This window comes from Xanthomonas sp. NCPPB 3761 (assembly GCF_041475705.2).
GTDB classification, from domain to species: domain Bacteria; phylum Pseudomonadota; class Gammaproteobacteria; order Xanthomonadales; family Xanthomonadaceae; genus Xanthomonas; species Xanthomonas phaseoli.
In genome coordinates this window covers 4,703,565-4,721,116 of the sequence record NZ_CM191262.1, presented here as the reverse complement: position 1 = coordinate 4,721,116, position 17,552 = coordinate 4,703,565, and the positions used below count along the sequence as shown (strand labels likewise).

General features: G+C 66.3%; 3 protein-coding genes. 2 read left to right on the top strand and 1 reads right to left on the bottom strand.

Annotated elements, in window-relative coordinates; translation table 11 throughout:
• Window positions 1-30: 30 nt before the first annotated feature.
• Window positions 31-783, bottom strand: a complete 753-nt coding sequence (locus ACCQ00_RS20450; RefSeq protein ID WP_017159753.1) for a glutamine amidotransferase — start codon at window positions 781-783, stop codon at window positions 31-33.
• 469 nt (window positions 784-1,252) lie between these two features.
• Between ACCQ00_RS20450 and xopAD (ACCQ00_RS20445) the strand changes: the two genes are divergently transcribed.
• Both xopAD (ACCQ00_RS20445) and xopAD (ACCQ00_RS20440) read left to right on the top strand, forming a co-directional pair.
• Window positions 1,253-9,529: a XopAD/skwp family type III secretion system effector gene (xopAD, locus tag ACCQ00_RS20445; RefSeq protein WP_372354017.1), complete on the top strand. Its 8,277-nt coding sequence runs from the start codon at window positions 1,253-1,255 to the stop codon at window positions 9,527-9,529.
• 327 nt (window positions 9,530-9,856) lie between these two features.
• Window positions 9,857-17,509: a XopAD/skwp family type III secretion system effector gene (gene xopAD, locus ACCQ00_RS20440; RefSeq protein WP_082322708.1), complete on the top strand. Its 7,653-nt coding sequence runs from the start codon at window positions 9,857-9,859 to the stop codon at window positions 17,507-17,509.
• The last annotated feature ends 43 nt before the right edge of the window (window positions 17,510-17,552 follow it).

Here is a 17,552-nt window from a genome sequence, read left to right as displayed (position 1 = left end):
CCATCCGGCGTCGCGCGATTATCGCTGCTTTTACGTGTGCGCGGCGGGACGAGCGCTCACGGTTTGCAACCGGCGTGCATGATGCACGAAGCGGCGCAACAGCTTGCGGGCGATGGGGGCGGCGGTGACCTCGCGGGCGACCGTGCGGGCGCAACGTCCGTGGCGGGCGATGCAGTCGGCACGCGCCTGCACATAGCCGCGCATGTGGTGGGTGGCGAATTCGGGGTGGAACTGGACGCCCCAGGTGGCCCGGCCCCAGCGGAAGGCATGGCAGCGGTCCTGCCGGGAATGCGCCAGCACGACGGCGCCATCCGGGGCACGCACGACCGTCTGCAGATGGGTGGCATGGGCCGGGAACTGCGGCGGAAGGCCTGCGAATAAAGGATCCTGCTCAGCCGGCGGGTGCAGCTCCAGCGCGATGGTCCCGGATTCGCGCCCGGCCGGGTTGTAGTCGACCTCGCCGCCCAGCGCGTGCGCCAGCAACTGGTGCCCGTAGCAGATGCCCAGCAGCGGCATGCCCTGATGGGCGGCATGGCGCAGCCATTGGGCACTGCGTTCGCTCCAGTCGGCGCGGTCGGTGACGAAGGCCGCCGAACCGCTGACGATGATGCCGGCAAAGTCGGCCGGATCGGGCAGCGCGTCGCCATTGGCCACGTCGATGGCCACCGTTTCCTGCTCGGCCAGCCCGGCCGCCACGCGGATCCAGTGCGGAAAACGGCCGTATCGCCTCATCTCCGGCACGGGCTGCCCGGTTTCGATGATCAGGAACGGCAAAACGGACATGCGCGAAGATCCGGACACGACAGATGCCCTCGATTGTAGGCGGCAGCGACGCGTTTTTTTCAAGCCGCGCTCCAATACGCGCGCTGCCGGTCATTGCCGAATGACATGTGCTGATTCCCTCGCAGCGAGATGCCGATGATGGTAGCGGTGGTCGCCGACGGGTGCATGCATTAGATATCGGCCGAAAAACGCACGGCTGCAATGACGGTGCCCGTGTGCCGTCGCTGCGGTCAGGTCGAGGCAAGGTTCGGCTGGATTGGTATGGAAAAACATCGAATCGTGCATAACCACCCGAAGACGGTGCTTGACGGCTGCGCAGCATGTCGCCGCGCCGGCGTGCTGCATCCCATGCGTTCAATCCCTCAATGCGTCGGGGCCATCGGCCCAACGCGCAGCGCGCGTCGCACACGTCGTCGATGCTTCGTATCGAACAAGTCGTTCGCGGGTAGATTGACTAAAAATTTCGGGCATGAAGACCCATGCCACCAATCCAAATTCGTTCCGCACAAACTCGCCTTTCGCTCATGCCGAAAAGCCCAGGCTAACGGAGGATGAGACAGCAGCCGGCAGTAGCGGCACGCATCAACCGCTTGGACGGCCGCCTAGAAAACGGCAGAGGATAGAGCCGGAGAACCCAGGGGCATCGACGCGCGACAGGCAGCCGTTGACCGCAAGCGCCGTCAAAAAAGAGCAACGCGATGCCAGCGAAGGCGCACGCGACAGGCGCTTTCGGCCCTGGCAGCCGGTTGCCGTCAAAAACGAGTGCATCGAGACCGAGCGGTACACGGACAAGGTGAACGCCGACGTCGGCGCCTCTTCGTCGCATCGTCGGCCGCAACGACCGACGCAGCATGGTTGGGTCGCGCGGGAAAATGTTCGACCGACCGAACGGCAACCCGACCGAATCGGAGGAAAACGATCGCGCGAAGAGCAAGAACCCGCTCGGCAGTCGAAGCGGTCAGCCCATGGCACTAGGCTGACATCCGAACTGCGCAGGGCCGAAGAGCATCTGGACGCGGCGGCACAAAAACGGCTACAGGCGCAGCGACAGCAACAGCAGCGGCAGTTGAGCGAGCTCCATGGAATCGGGCGTAATCACAACGCCAGCCTGTGCGTGTCGATGGCATACGACAACGAGCTGGCGCATCGCATGCGTGACGGGATGGCGTTGACCTTCCTGGAAGAGAGCGTCAACGCGCAACGTAACGCGCAGCGGCTGGACAAATACCTTCAGCTGATTGCCACTGCACGGCGCGCCAGGGCAGGCGTGACGCTCCGCGATCTGGATCGTTGCACCGAGCTCGCGGCGCAGTACCTGTCCGGGACTGGATGGTTTGAAGGGGCATCGCTGGTGCAGCTGGCGCACGTGGGCAACAAGCTGAGCAAGCACGCGAACCAGCCCTCATGCATGGAGGCAATCGGGTGGATCGCCGGAGAACTTACGCAGGCCGATGATCTGGTGGGGCTGGAAGGTTACCCGTTAGTTTTGCTTCTGAATGCCTTCTCGAAGAATCTCGACAGCGGCCGGTGTGAACGGGCGGTGGCGTGTTTGGCACGTTACCTTGCACGTGATGACCGTGCCTGGCAGTCTCTAGACGCGCAGAGCATCAGCCTGGCACTCAATACATTCAGCAAGTGGCCCGATCATCCGGACTGCCAAGTCACGGCGCATCGGCTCGCCGCGCTTGTTGCCAGCGACAAGCGCCTGCGCCATGCAATGGATGCACAGAGTGTGGCAAATGCGCTCAACGCTCTGTGCAAATGGCCCGACAACACGGCCTGTGCGGTCGCGGCCAGCGGGCTGGCCGCGGGGCTTGCCGCCGAGAGGAGATTGCGCAAGGACCTCAAGCCGCAAGAAGTGGGCAATGCGCTCAATGCCCTGAGCAAATGGTCCGACAACACGGACTGTGCGGCCGCTGTCAGTGCGCTGGCCGAGCGGCTGGCCGATGAGAGCAAATTGCGCAAGTCCCTGGACGGACAAGGCGTGGCCAATGTACTCAATGCCCTGAGCAAATGGCCCGACACGCTGGACTGTAAGAATGTCGCCAGCGCGCTGGCCGAGCGGCTGGCGGACGAGAGTAGGATGCGCAACGACCTTATCCCGCGAGAAGTGGCCAACACGCTCAACGCCCTGAGCAAATGGCCCGACACGCCTGACTGTAAGAATGCCGCCAGCGCGCTGGCCGCACGGCTTGCCGCCGACAGCAGATTGCGCGACGGCCTCGATGCTCAAGGCGTGGCCAATACGCTCAACGCCCTGAGCAAATGGCTCGACAACACGGCCTGTGCGGCCGCCGCCAGCGCGCTAGCCGTACGTCTGGCCGCCGAGAGCAGATTGCGCAACGACCTCAAGCCCAAACACGTGGGCAATGCGCTCAACGCCCTGAGCAAATGGTCCGACAACAAGGACTGTGCGGTCGCCGCCAGTGCGCTGGCCGGGCGGCTGGCCGCCGAGAGCAGATTGCGCGAGGATCTGGAACATATCGACGTGGCCCAAGCGCTCAATGCGCTGAGCAAATGGCCCGACAACGCGTTGTGTGCGGCCGCTGTCATTGCGCTGGCCGGGCGGCTGGCCTCCGAGAGCAGATTGCGCGAGGACCTCACTGCGCAAGGCTTGGCCATGGCGCTCAACGCCTTGTGCAAATGGCCCGACACGCCTGACTGTAAGAATGCCGCCAGCGCGCTGGCCGCACGGCTTGCCGCCGAGAGCAACTTGCGCGACGGCCTCGATGCGCAAGGCGTGGCCAATGTGCTCAACGCCCTGAGCAAATGGCTCGACAACACGGCCTGTGCGGCCGCGGCCAGCGCGCTGGCCACGCGGCTTGCCGCCGAGAGCAGCTTGCGCAAGGACCTCAAGCCGCAAGAAGTGGGCAATGCGCTCAATGCCCTGAGCAAACGGTCCGACAACACGGCCTGTGCGGTCGCCGCCAGCGCGCTGGCCGAGCGGCTGGCTGATGAGAGCAGATTGCACAACGACCTCAATGCGCAAGGCGTGGCAAATACGCTCAACGCCCTGAGCAGATGGCCCGACAACGCGTTCTGTGTGGCCGCTGTCATTGCGCTGGCCGGGCGGCTGGCCGCCGATCCCGGGTTGCGCGAGGACCTGGACCCCAGCCACGCGACCCAAGCGCTTAATGCTCTGAGCAAATGGCCGGGCAACACGGTGTGTGAAGCCGCTGTCAGTGCGCTAGCCGAGCGGCTGGCCGCCGATCCCGGGTTGCGCGAGGAACTGGACCCCAGCCACACGACCCAAGCGCTCAATGCGCTGAGCAAATGGCCCGACAACACGGTGTGTGAGGCCGCTGTCAGTGCGCTGGCCGAGCGGCTGGCCGCCGATCCCGGGTTGCGCAAGGACCTCGACCCGCAAGGCGTGACCAATGCGCTCAACGCCGTGAGCAAATGGCCCGACAACACGGTGTGTGCGGCCGCTGTCAGTGCGCTGGCCGGGCGGCTGGCCGCCGATCCCGGGTTGCGCGAGGACCTGGAACCCATCGACGTGACCCAAGCCCTCAATGCGCTGAGCAAATGGCCGGACAACACGGCCTGTGTGGCCGCCGCCAGCGCGCTGGCCGCACGGCTGGCCGACGAGTCCAGATTGCGCAACGACCTCAAGCCCACACACGTGTGCAATGCGCTCAATGCGCTGAGCAAATGGCCCGACAACACGGTATGTGCGGCCGCCGCCAGCGCGTTAGCCGCACGGCTGGCCGCCGAGAGCGGTTTGCGCGAAGACCTCACTGCGCAAGGCGCGGCCATCGCGCTCAATGCCTTGTGCAAATGGCCCGACATCACGGCCTGTGCGGCCGCTGTCAGTGCGCTGGCCGCACGGCTTGCCGACGAGAGCAGATTGCGCAACGACCTCAATGCGCCAAACGTGGCCAATGTGCTCAATGCCCTGAGCAAATGGCCCGACCACATGATGTGTGCGGCCGCCGCCAGTGCGCTGGCAGCACGGCTTGCCGACGAGAGCAGATTGCGCAACGACCTCAACGCGCAAGGGGTGGCCGTCGCACTCAACGCCCTGATCAAATGGCCCGACGTGCCTGCCTGCGAGGCGGTCATCGATCTGTTGGCTGCGAGGCTGGCTGAGGACCACAAGCTGCGAGACCTCTTTGGAGGGCAAGACGTTGCCATGGCGCTCAATGCGATGAGCAAATCTCTCGCCAGGCCGGTGTGCCAGTCGGCATGCGTGCTGCTCGCCGAGCGCGCAGGCTCGGCCGAGCTGCCGTGGCGGCGGTTCCAGATGCGTGGGATCGCGGTGATGGCCAACGCGATGTCCCGGCTGTTGCACCTGGACGATGAGGACGATGGGCCGTTGCGGACCTTGGCTGTCGCCAAGCTGCAGGCGATGGCCGGGCACCTGGACCTGCACCGCGAGCGGTTTGCGTCCGCCTCGGCCGCCGATATCGGTGTGCTCTTCAAGGCCCTGGCATCGGCGCGGCTGCAGCGCCAGATGCGTCCGCTGGGACGGCCCGCGCTGGAGCGGGTGTCGGCCCTCATCGGGGACGATGGATTACGCCAGACCAGCCTTGAGGGGATCGGCAGCCTGTGCATGGGACTGTTGCCGCTGATCCGCAGTCCGGAGCTGATCCCCCGGCATCGGGTCCAGGCATTGCGCGTGTTCGATACGTTGCAGCCCATCGTCGCGCGCAAGATCGACCTGTACCTGCGCGGCGACGGCGCGCGCGCTTCGGCCGACATCGAACAGCATGCAACGCGCTGCCCGGCGTTGACCTTCTACCAGGTGCTCAAGGCCTACGCGGTGGTGAGCCGGCAATGGAAAGCGCGCCATCTTGACGGCCCGCGGAAGGAGTTGCGCCAGCGCCGCGATGAACTAGTGACGTGGGTGGACCTGACGCTGGCGCGCACGCGCGAGGCGATCGAGGCGGACCTGGGCGAGACGAGCTGGAACCTGATCGCGCAGATCGAGGCCGGCGAGCAGGTGTTCGACGCCCTGGACCTGCGCATGGCCAAGGACGCGCCGACGATCACCCAGGCCCATCCACCGACCCGCTTCGACCTGGACAGCGGGCGCTTGAGCATGTCCACGGTTCCCGGTCGGCCGGTGGCGCCGGCTCCGGGCCGCGGCAGCACGACCCATGTGGTGGTCGATCTGGTGGGCAAGGAGCTGTCGACCAATCGGTCCGAATCGGACAAGCCGTACTCGCTGTTTGCACGCCTGACCGGGCTGCCGCTGGTGGAGGTGCAATTACCTGGTGAGCTATCGACCTTCATGCTCGCGCGGACGTTCAACTACAACGGTGAGCCCTGGCGCTTCGACCTGTTCGGCGGCAGTCGCGCCGCGCGCAGCAAATCCGGTAGCAGCAGTCTGGTGATGTCCCAACGCAAGGAATCGGCGTCGCTGTTGCCGGCCTTCCGCTATGCCGACACCGCCCCGGGCAGCAGCCTGATGCAGCTGGCCGCCAAGCTCGCTCCGCAACGCGAGGACTGGTCACGCATGCAGCGCTCGCTGCTGGAGATGGTGCCCAGTGACCATGTCGTGGAGGGCACGCTGCGCCTGGGCGTGTTCGATGACGTCGAGGGCCCTGCGCATCCGTTCAAGCCGTTGGCGGTGGATGGCACTGCCCTGGCACTGTGCCCCAACGATGGCTGCGGTTTCCTGAAACTGGAGGTGGCCTTGGCCATTCCGGCCTTCCGCAAGCACTACGAGGCCTGGCACGCAGTGCAGGCCAACCAGGCCACCGAGGAGCAGCGCGACCTGGTGGCCAAGGACAAGGGCCCTTCGCTGATGCCACCGCAGGCGCTGCACCATTACCCGCGCGATGCGGCGGCACTGGAAGAGGCGCACGCGGCGATGCAGGAGCGGTTGCAGACACTGGAGCCGACGGGCGATGACCCGTTGTGGGTGTACAGGCCGCTGGTCAGCGGCGGCTACCAGGGCCAGCGGGTGCGGGCGGTGCCGTCGGCCGACGACAAGGTGCATCTGCCGCAGCAGCGCAGCCAGGCCTTCGACCTGGCCGATGGCCCGTTGCTGCTCGGCAAGCCCCCCTACGACAAGGAGAATCTGCTACCGGTGCCGGAGCAACGCATCGCCACCGTGGCCAAGGGCGACGCTACCGCCGCGTTCCTCTCCCAGTGTTTCGGCATCCAGTACAGCTACACCGGTTTCGACGATCGCTCCGGTGTCGATCCGCAGATGCTGCACAGCAAGGGCATGCTGGTTGTCGTGCCCGAGAAGCAATGGCCGGCCGCGTTTGCCGACACCGACCTGGCCTGCTCCAAGGAAGATCTGAAGACGCTGTCGTGCTGGACCAACGGCCGCGACCGCGGTGCCTTGCCGCGCGATATCCTCAGCACCGGCAGCCTGCGGCTCAAGGACATCGTGGAGCCTGGGCGCCTGGGCGCACTGCCGATCGACGAGTTGCGCAAACGCAACATGGACACCGACGGGGACGATGCGTTTGTCTACGCAGGCTACCCCAAGCTGGCGGCGCTGATTTCGCGGGTGATGGTGGATCGCCAGGCCCGGCGCGGTCGGCAACAGTCCTTCAAGCCGCCGAAGACGGCCACGCCGGCCATCGACCCGGTCAGCGGCCGCTACCAGCCCGGGCGGCTGTCGGAGATCATGTCCCTCAAGCGCGGCCAGCGCATCACCTCGGCGGCTGCCACGTTGGCGTCGCGTTTCATGGCGCAACCGGACGCGCTGCGCGAAGCGATGGCGCGCGACATGATGTTCGGCACCTACGATGGCATCGAGCGTGAGTTGCGCACCGGTTTGCGCGAGCTGCTCGAAGAGCCGGCCCGCGATCCGGTGGTGTTGGCCACGCTGCGCGTGCAGGCGCGCGAAGCGATCGAGCGCGCGCATCTGCCCGAAGCGCGGGAAGCGGCCGCATTGCTGCATGCGCAGCTGCTTGCGCTTGAGACGGACCCGGCCGCCGACAGCGCCGCGCCGGCGTTGCCCGAGGCCGTGGCCGAGGCGTTTCCCGGCCTAGCCAAGGCCTACGCGGCCGCCTCTGACGTCGAGGCGCGCATCCACGCCATCCTGGACAACTACCCGGTGCGCCGGCTATCGCATGCGCAGTTCCCCGACGGGCAACCCGGGCTGGTCCCCGGCGAACCGGAACTGACCATGCGCAACCTGTTCACCATCGCGGTCAAGGTCGGCACCGATGCGCTGAAGTCCGACACCGGCACGGCGTTGTTCGCCAAGATCGTGGAGGCCTGCGAACGGGCCGAGCGCAGCTTCGCCGAGCGGGTCCGCGTCCCGCCGTACAGCAGGGCGACCGCCCGGGCCATGCAGGACGGGCGCTTCGATCCCGAACAGACCAGGCTGCTGCTGCAGCGCATGCCGTCGATGGCCGCTGGCGTCATGGAAGACGCGCTGGAGGCGCTACAGCAGGCCGGCTGGATCGCCCGCTCGCAGCCGCCGGCCGAGCGGCTGCGCGCCGTGCAGCCGCAGGACATTGCGGCTGAGGCACAGGCCTTGCTGCGGCGCGCTCGCCAGATGGAGCCGCAGGTCACCGACATGCTGCAGCGCATTGCCGCCCGCCATGGTGGGCAACTGGCCGGCACGCAGCATCAACTGAAGTCGTACGGCTCGCTGCAGGAAAAGCTCACGCAGCGGATGGCCCTGAAAAAGCAGACGCTGCAAGAAGCGGCGGCGGGCGTCAACGATGCGCTGCGCTACAGCGTGGTGCTGGAACCGCAGGACTTCACCGCCGGTCTGCGCGCCACGCTGGCTGCACTGGACGACCAGGGCCATGCACGGGTCAAGCTGACCAATCAATTCACCGATTACCCGCCAGTCTTCAAGGCCATCAATGTCACGCTGCGCAGCCCGGAGGGTGCGCTGTGGGAGATCCAGTTCCACACGCCGGAGACCTTCGCGCTCAAGGAGCGCTTCCACGATCTGTACAAACGCGCCCATGCGCTGGCGCTTGGTGGTGCGTCGCGGGCCGAGCAACGCATCCTGCAAGCGCCTGCACTGGAGGCCTTCAAGCGCGTGGCATCGCCGCCAGGATGCGAGGAGATCGATAACTGGCAGGAAGAGCCCGTGACGGCGTTGCCAAGCGCCACGCCCACGCCCGGCGCCGAGCAGGCTGCCGGCACTGCAGACCCATCGTCGGCATCCGCTGTGTTCGACACCGCCGCAAGCAAGCAAGCGGCGCTGACCCCGGTGCTCGACACGCTGGCCAAAGGCTTGGGCGCGCGGCTCTGGGGCAACGTGCGCTACGACGCCAAGCAGGGTCGGATCGAGCAGGCGCAACAGGCCCCGTTCCAGAAATCGGTCGCCTCGATCAAGGACAAGATCCGGCGCCATCTGCGCGCCGGCATGACTGCCGAACAGGCCGCGCAGAGCGTGGGCGATGCGCTGCGCTATGCGCTTGAGCTGCCGTCCGAGCGTTTCGTGATCAAGGTGCTGGCGGCACAGGACGCCCTGCGTCGGCAAGGAATCACGTGCGTGAAGCTGAAAAATTACTTCACCTCGGGAGACGGCACCTACCGGGGCATCAATGCCAGCTTCACCGACGCCGAGGGCTACGCGTTTGAAGTGCAGTTCCACACGGCCGAGAGCTTCAACGCCAAGGCGCAAACGCACCTGCCGTACAAGCGGATGCAGTTGGCGCAGACACGACTGGACAGGGAGCGGCAAAAACCTCAGCCCGATCCGGTCAGGCAGGCAAAACTGACGCAGGAGATCGCAGCGCACCAAAAGGCCATGCACGAGATGACCGCCAAGGTGCGCAAACCCGCCCACATCGAGCGCCTCGGAGTCCGCGCATAAGGACGCGTCAATCGCCCGAGCCGTCATCGCTGAGTTTCACCGATGCGTGAACACCAAGCGCGTGCGGCGCACAGTGACGGGCAAGTGAGTCGATCACCGCCAAGGTGATCGACCGCTGGGCATACGAGAACAGCGTGGAAACCGGATTTGTCTCGACCCACCTCCCGGCTGGGTCTGACGGCCGCCGAGCCCCGAGCCCTGCAGGCGCGTTGCACCATGATGTCCAAGCGCCGCAACGCGTCGTGGGCCATCGAGCGAGCGTCGCACGCGTCGTTGAAGCTTCGTATTGCAGAGGTCGCGCGCGCGCGGATTGGCTAAATTTCGCACATGAAAACCCATGCCGCCAATCCAAATTCGTTCCACACGAACTCGCCTTACGCTCATGAGGAGACGCCCAAGCTAGCGGAGGGTCCGGCAGCAGCCAGCACCAGCGGCACGCATCAACCGCTTGGACGGCCGCCCAGCAAACGGCGACGGGTAGAGTCGGATGACCGTGGGGCGCCAACGCGATATGGGCAGCCATCTGCGGCAAGCGCCGTAAAAAAAGAGCAAACCGATGCCAGCGAAGGCGCGTGGGACGGGCGCTTTCAGCAGTGGCAGCCGGCTGCCGTCAAAAACGAGCGCATCAGAACCGAGCGGTATCCGGACAGGGTCACCGCTGACGTCGGCGCGTCGTCAGCGCATCATCTGCCAAAACGATCGTCGCAGCAGCATGGTGTGGAGGCAAGAGCATCTCTTCGACCGCGCGAACAACCGTCCGAATGGTCCGCCAGAAAGCGACCACGTGAAGAGCAGGCGCCATCTCGGCAGTCAAAGCGGCTATTCCATGGCATGGGGCTGACGACCGACGACCTGCGCAGGGCCGAACATCAGCTGGACAGTGCGGAAAAAAAACGGCTACAGGCACAGCGACAGCAACAGCAGCGACAGTTGAGCGAGCCCCACGGAATCGCTCGCAACCACAATGCGGGCCTGTGCGTGTCGATGGCATATGACAACGAGCTGGCGCATCGCATGCGTGACGGGATGGCGTTGCCCTTCCTGGAAGAGAGCGTCAACGCGCAAGTCAACGCGCAGCGGCTGGACAAGTACCTTCAGCTGATTGCCACTGCACGGCGCGCCAGGGCAGGCGTGACGCCCCGCGATCTGGATCGTTGCACCGAGCTTGCTGCGCAGTACCTGTCCGGGACCGGATGGTTCGAAGGGGCATCGCTGGCGCAGCTGGCGCACGTGGGCAACAAGCTGAGCAAGCACGCGAACCAGCCCGCATGCATGGAGGCCATCGGGTGGATCGCCGGACAGCTCAATCAGGCCGATGATCTGGTGGGGCTGAGTGGCTACCTGTCGGCGCTTCTCCTGAACGCCTTGGCAAAGAATATCGACAGCGGCCGGTGTGAACGCGCGGTGGCTCGCTTGGCACGTCACCTGCTGCGTGACAACCAAGTCCGGCAGTCTCTGAACGCGCAGAGCATCAGCCTGGCACTCAACACCTTCAGCAAGTGGCCCGATCATCCGGACTGCCAGGTCACGGCGCATCGGCTTGCCGCGCGTGTCGCCAGCGACAAGCGCCTGCGTCATGCGATGGATGCGCAGAACGTGGCGAACACGCTCAATGCGCTAAGCAAATGGCCCGACGACGCGGTCTGTGGGGAGGCTGCCAGCGCGCTGGCCGAGCGGCTGACCGACGATCCTGGACTGCGCAAGGACCTCAATCCGCAAGGCGCGGCCACTGTACTCAACGCCCTGAGCAAATGGGCCGACATCCCGGTCTGCGCTGCCGCCGCCAGTGCGCTGGCGGCACGTCTGGTCGACGATCCCGGATTGCGTAAGGCGCTGGACGCGCAGGGTGTGGCGAATGCGCTCAATGCCCTGAGCAAATGGCCCCAAACAGAGGTCTGTGCGAAAGCCGCCAGCGCACTGGCCGAGCGGCTGGCCGCCGATCCCGGGTTGGGCAAGGCCCTGGACCCCATCAACGTGTCCCAAGCGCTCAATGCCCTGAGCAAATGGCCGGACACGGCGGTTTGTACCGGTGCCGTCAACGCGCTGGCCGCACGGCTGGCCGACGAGAGCAGCTTGCGCAACGATCTCACTGCTCAAGGCGTGGCCAATGCGCTCAATGCCCTGAGCAAATGGCCCGACAATGCGGTCTTTGAGGCCGCTGCCACCGCGCTGACCCAGCGGCTGGCCGAGGATCCTAGCTTGCGCAAGGACCTGGGTCCGCTAGATGTGGTCACTGCGCTGAATGCCCTGAGCAAGTGGCCCAACAATACGCACTGTGCGGCTGCCGCCAGCGCGCTGGCGGAGCGTCTGGCCGACGATCCCGCGTTGTGCAAGGCCCTCGAACCTGTCCACGTGCCCCAAGCGCTCAACGCGCTGTGCAAATGGCCCGGCACACCGGTCTGTGCGTCCGCTGCCAGCGCACTGGCCGCACGGGTGGCCGACGATCGCAGGTTGCGCAAGGGCTTGGACGCTCAGCAAGTGTCCACTGCGCTCAACGCCCTGAGCAAATGGCCCGACAACGAGATCTGTGCAGCTGTCGTCAGTGCGCTGGCCAGGCGTCTGGCCGACGAGCCCGAGTTGCGCAAGGACCTCGACCCGCAGGGCGTGGCCACCGCGCTCAACGCCGTGAGCAAGTGGCCTCACATAGGGGTCTATGAGGCCGCCGCCAGTGCGCTGGCAGCACGGGTGGCAGACGATCCCCAATTGTGCAAGGCTCTCGAACCTGTCCACGTGGCCCAAGCGCTCAACGCGCTTTGCAAATGGCCGGACAACACGGCCTGTGCGGCCGCCGTTGGCACGCTGGCCGCACGGCTGGCCGACGAGTCCAGATTGCGCAAGGAACTGAAGCCGCAAGAAGTGGCAAACGCGCTCAACGCCCTGAGCAAATGGCCCGACAATACGGCCTGTGCGGCCGCCGCCAGCGCGCTGGCCAGGCGTCTGGCCGACGATCCCTGGTTGCGCAAGGCTCTGAACCAACAAGAATTGACCAATGCATTGAATGCCCTGAGCAAGTGGCCCGACAATGCGGTATGTGCTGTCGCCGCCAGCGCGTTTGCCGAGCGGCTAGCCGACGATCCCTGGTTGCGCAACGACCTCACTGCGCAAGGCGTGGCCAATACGCTCAACGCCCTGAGCAAATGGCCCGACAACGCGGCCTGTGCGACCGCCGCCGGTGCGCTGGCCGCACGGCTGGTCGACGATCCCCGGTTACGCAAATCTTTGGACGCGCAAGGCGTGGCCAATGCGCTCAACGCCCTGAGCAAACGGCCCGATATGCCGGTCTGTGCGGCTGCCGTGGACGCGCTAGCCGAGCGGCTGGTCAATGATCCCGGCTTGTGCAAGGCCCTGAGCTCACAAGGCCTCACTACCGCGCTCAACGCGCTGAGCAGATGTCTCACCAGGCCGGTGTGTCAGTCGGCATGCGTGCTGCTCGCCGAGCGCGCAGGCTCGGCCGAGCTGCCCTGGCAGCAGTTGGACATGCTTGGGATCGCCATGCTGGCCAACGCCATGTCGCGCCTGTGGCACCTGGACGATGAGGACGATGGGCCGTTGCGGACCTTGGCTGTCGCCAAGCTGGGGGCGATGGCCGGGCACCTGGATGTGCACCGCGAGCGGTTTGCGTCCGCGTTGGCCGACGAGATCGGTGTGCTCTTCAAGGCCCTGGCATCGGCGCGGCTGCAGCGCCAGATGCGTCCGCTGGGACGGCCCGCGCTGGAGCGGGTGTCGGCCCTCATCGGGGACGATGGATTACGCCAGACCAGCCTTGAGGGGATCGGCAGCCTGTGCATGGGACTGTTGCCGCTGATCCGCAGTCCGGAGCTGATCCCCCGGCATCGGGTCCAGGCATTGCGCGTGTTCGATACGTTGCAGCCCATCGTCGCGCGCAAGATCGACCTGTACCTGCGCGGCGACGGCGCGCGCGCTTCGGCCGACATCGAACAGCATGCAACGCGCTGCCCGGCGTTGACCTTCTACCAGGTGCTCAAGGCCTACGCGGTGGTGAGCCGGCAATGGAAAGCGCGCCATCTTGACGGCCCGCGGAAGGAGTTGCGCCAGCGCCGCGATGAACTAGTGACGTGGGTGGACCTGACGCTGGCGCGCACGCGCGAGGCGATCGAGGCGGACCTGGGCGAGACGAGCTGGAACCTGATCGCGCAGATCGAGGCCGGCGAGCAGGTGTTCGACGCCCTGGACCTGCGCATGGCCAAGGACGCGCCGACGATCACCCAGGCCCATCCACCGACCCGCTTCGACCTGGACAGCGGGCGCTTGAGCATGTCCACGGTTCCCGGTCGGCCGGTGGCGCCGGCTCCGGGCCGCGGCAGCACGACCCATGTGGTGGTCGATCTGGTGGGCAAGGAGCTGTCGACCAATCGGTCCGAATCGGACAAGCCGTACTCGCTGTTTGCACGCCTGACCGGGCTGCCGCTGGTGGAGGTGCAATTACCTGGTGAGCTATCGACCTTCATGCTCGCGCGGACGTTCAACTACAACGGTGAGCCCTGGCGCTTCGACCTGTTCGGCGGCAGTCGCGCCGCGCGCAGCAAATCCGGTAGCAGCAGTCTGGTGATGTCCCAACGCAAGGAATCGGCGTCGCTGTTGCCGGCCTTCCGCTATGCCGACACCGCCCCGGGCAGCAGCCTGATGCAGCTGGCCGCCAAGCTCGCTCCGCAACGCGAGGACTGGTCACGCATGCAGCGCTCGCTGCTGGAGATGGTGCCCAGTGACCATGTCGTGGAGGGCACGCTGCGCCTGGGCGTGTTCGATGACGTCGAGGGCCCTGCGCATCCGTTCAAGCCGTTGGCGGTGGATGGCACTGCCCTGGCACTGTGCCCCAACGATGGCTGCGGTTTCCTGAAACTGGAGGTGGCCTTGGCCATTCCGGCCTTCCGCAAGCACTACGAGGCCTGGCACGCAGTGCAGGCCAACCAGGCCACCGAGGAGCAGCGCGACCTGGTGGCCAAGGACAAGGGCCCTTCGCTGATGCCACCGCAGGCGCTGCACCATTACCCGCGCGATGCGGCGGCACTGGAAGAGGCGCACGCGGCGATGCAGGAGCGGTTGCAGACACTGGAGCCGACGGGCGATGACCCGTTGTGGGTGTACAGGCCGCTGGTCAGCGGCGGCTACCAGGGCCAGCGGGTGCGGGCGGTGCCGTCGGCCGACGACAAGGTGCATCTGCCGCAGCAGCGCAGCCAGGCCTTCGACCTGGCCGATGGCCCGTTGCTGCTCGGCAAGCCCCCCTACGACAAGGAGAATCTGCTACCGGTGCCGGAGCAACGCATCGCCACCGTGGCCAAGGGCGACGCTACCGCCGCGTTCCTCTCCCAGTGTTTCGGCATCCAGTACAGCTACACCGGTTTCGACGATCGCTCCGGTGTCGATCCGCAGATGCTGCACAGCAAGGGCATGCTGGTTGTCGTGCCCGAGAAGCAATGGCCGGCCGCGTTTGCCGACACCGACCTGGCCTGCTCCAAGGAAGATCTGAAGACGCTGTCGTGCTGGACCAACGGCCGCGACCGCGGTGCCTTGCCGCGCGATATCCTCAGCACCGGCAGCCTGCGGCTCAAGGACATCGTGGAGCCTGGGCGCCTGGGCGCACTGCCGATCGACGAGTTGCGCAAACGCAACATGGACACCGACGGGGACGATGCGTTTGTCTACGCAGGCTACCCCAAGCTGGCGGCGCTGATTTCGCGGGTGATGGTGGATCGCCAGGCCCGGCGCGGTCGGCAACAGTCCTTCAAGCCGCCGAAGACGGCCACGCCGGCCATCGACCCGGTCAGCGGCCGCTACCAGCCCGGGCGGCTGTCGGAGATCATGTCCCTCAAGCGCGGCCAGCGCATCACCTCGGCGGCTGCCACGTTGGCGTCGCGTTTCATGGCGCAACCGGACGCGCTGCGCGAAGCGATGGCGCGCGACATGATGTTCGGCACCTACGATGGCATCGAGCGTGAGTTGCGCACCGGTTTGCGCGAGCTGCTCGAAGAGCCGGCCCGCGATCCGGTGGTGTTGGCCACGCTGCGCGTGCAGGCGCGCGAAGCGATCGAGCGCGCGCATCTGCCCGAAGCGCGGGAAGCGGCCGCATTGCTGCATGCGCAGCTGCTTGCGCTTGAGACGGACCCGGCCGCCGACAGCGCCGCGCCGGCGTTGCCCGAGGCCGTGGCCGAGGCGTTTCCCGGCCTAGCCAAGGCCTACGCGGCCGCCTCTGACGTCGAGGCGCGCATCCACGCCATCCTGGACAACTACCCGGTGCGCCGGCTATCGCATGCGCAGTTCCCCGACGGGCAACCCGGGCTGGTCCCCGGCGAACCGGAACTGACCATGCGCAACCTGTTCACCATCGCGGTCAAGGTCGGCACCGATGCGCTGAAGTCCGACACCGGCACGGCGTTGTTCGCCAAGATCGTGGAGGCCTGCGAACGGGCCGAGCGCAGCTTCGCCGAGCGGGTCCGCGTCCCGCCGTACAGCAGGGCGACCGCCCGGGCCATGCAGGACGGGCGCTTCGATCCCGAACAGACCAGGCTGCTGCTGCAGCGCATGCCGTCGATGGCCGCTGGCGTCATGGAAGACGCGCTGGAGGCGCTACAGCAGGCCGGCTGGATCGCCCGCTCGCAGCCGCCGGCCGAGCGGCTGCGCGCCGTGCAGCCGCAGGACATTGCGGCTGAGGCACAGGCCTTGCTGCGGCGCGCTCGCCAGATGGAGCCGCAGGTCACCGACATGCTGCAGCGCATTGCCGCCCGCCATGGTGGGCAACTGGCCGGCACGCAGCATCAACTGAAGTCGTACGGCTCGCTGCAGGAAAAGCTCACGCAGCGGATGGCCCTGAAAAAGCAGACGCTGCAAGAAGCGGCGGCGGGCGTCAACGATGCGCTGCGCTACAGCGTGGTGCTGGAACCGCAGGACTTCACCGCCGGTCTGCGCGCCACGCTGGCTGCACTGGACGACCAGGGCCATGCACGGGTCAAGCTGACCAATCAATTCACCGATTACCCGCCAGTCTTCAAGGCCATCAATGTCACGCTGCGCAGCCCGGAGGGTGCGCTGTGGGAGATCCAGTTCCACACGCCGGAGACCTTCGCGCTCAAGGAGCGCTTCCACGATCTGTACAAACGCGCCCATGCGCTGGCGCTTGGTGGTGCGTCGCGGGCCGAGCAACGCATCCTGCAAGCGCCTGCACTGGAGGCCTTCAAGCGCGTGGCATCGCCGCCAGGATGCGAGGAGATCGATAACTGGCAGGAAGAGACCGTGACGGCGTTGCCAAGCGCCACGCCCACGCCCGGCGCCGAGCAGGCTGCCGGCACTGCAGACCCATCGTCGGCATCCGCTGTGTTCGACACCGCCGCAAGCAAGCAAGCGGCGCTGACCCCGGTGCTCGACACGCTGGCCAAAGGCTTGGGCGCGCGGCTCTGGGGCAACGTGCGCTACGACGCCAAGCAGGGTCGGATCGAGCAGGCGCAACAGGCCCCGTTCCAGAAATCGGTCGCCTCGATCAAGGACAAGATCCGGCGCCATCTGCGCGCCGGCATGACTGCCGAACAGGCCGCGCAGAGCGTGGGCGATGCGCTGCGCTATGCGCTTGAGCTGCCGTCCGAGCGTTTCGTGATCAAGGTGCTGGCGGCACAGGACGCCCTGCGTCGGCAAGGAATCACGTGCGTGAAGCTGAAAAATTACTTCACCTCGGGAGACGGCACCTACCGGGGCATCAATGCCAGCTTCACCGACGCCGAGGGCTACGCGTTTGAAGTGCAGTTCCACACGGCCGAGAGCTTCAACGCCAAGGCGCAAACGCACCTGCCGTACAAGCGGATGCAGTTGGCGCAGACACGACTGGACAGGGAGCGGCAAAAACCTCAGCCCGATCCGGTCAGGCAGGCAAAACTGACGCAGGAGATCGCAGCGCACCAAAAGGCCATGCACGAGATGACCGCCAAGGTGCGCAAACCCGCCGGGGTCGAGCGTCTGGGAGCGCGCGCATGAGGGCCAATCCATCGTCCGGAACGTGGACAAGTGCGGCAGTTGG

Excerpts from the sequence above, each read along its gene's own strand:
- ACCQ00_RS20450 (WP_017159753.1), bottom strand. The coding sequence starts at position 783 with ATGTCCGTTTTGCCGTTCCTGATCATCGAAACCGGGCAGCCCGTGCCG.
- xopAD (WP_372354017.1), top strand. The coding sequence starts at position 1,253 with ATGAAGACCCATGCCACCAATCCAAATTCGTTCCGCACAAACTCGCCT.
- xopAD (WP_082322708.1), top strand. The coding sequence starts at position 9,857 with ATGAAAACCCATGCCGCCAATCCAAATTCGTTCCACACGAACTCGCCT.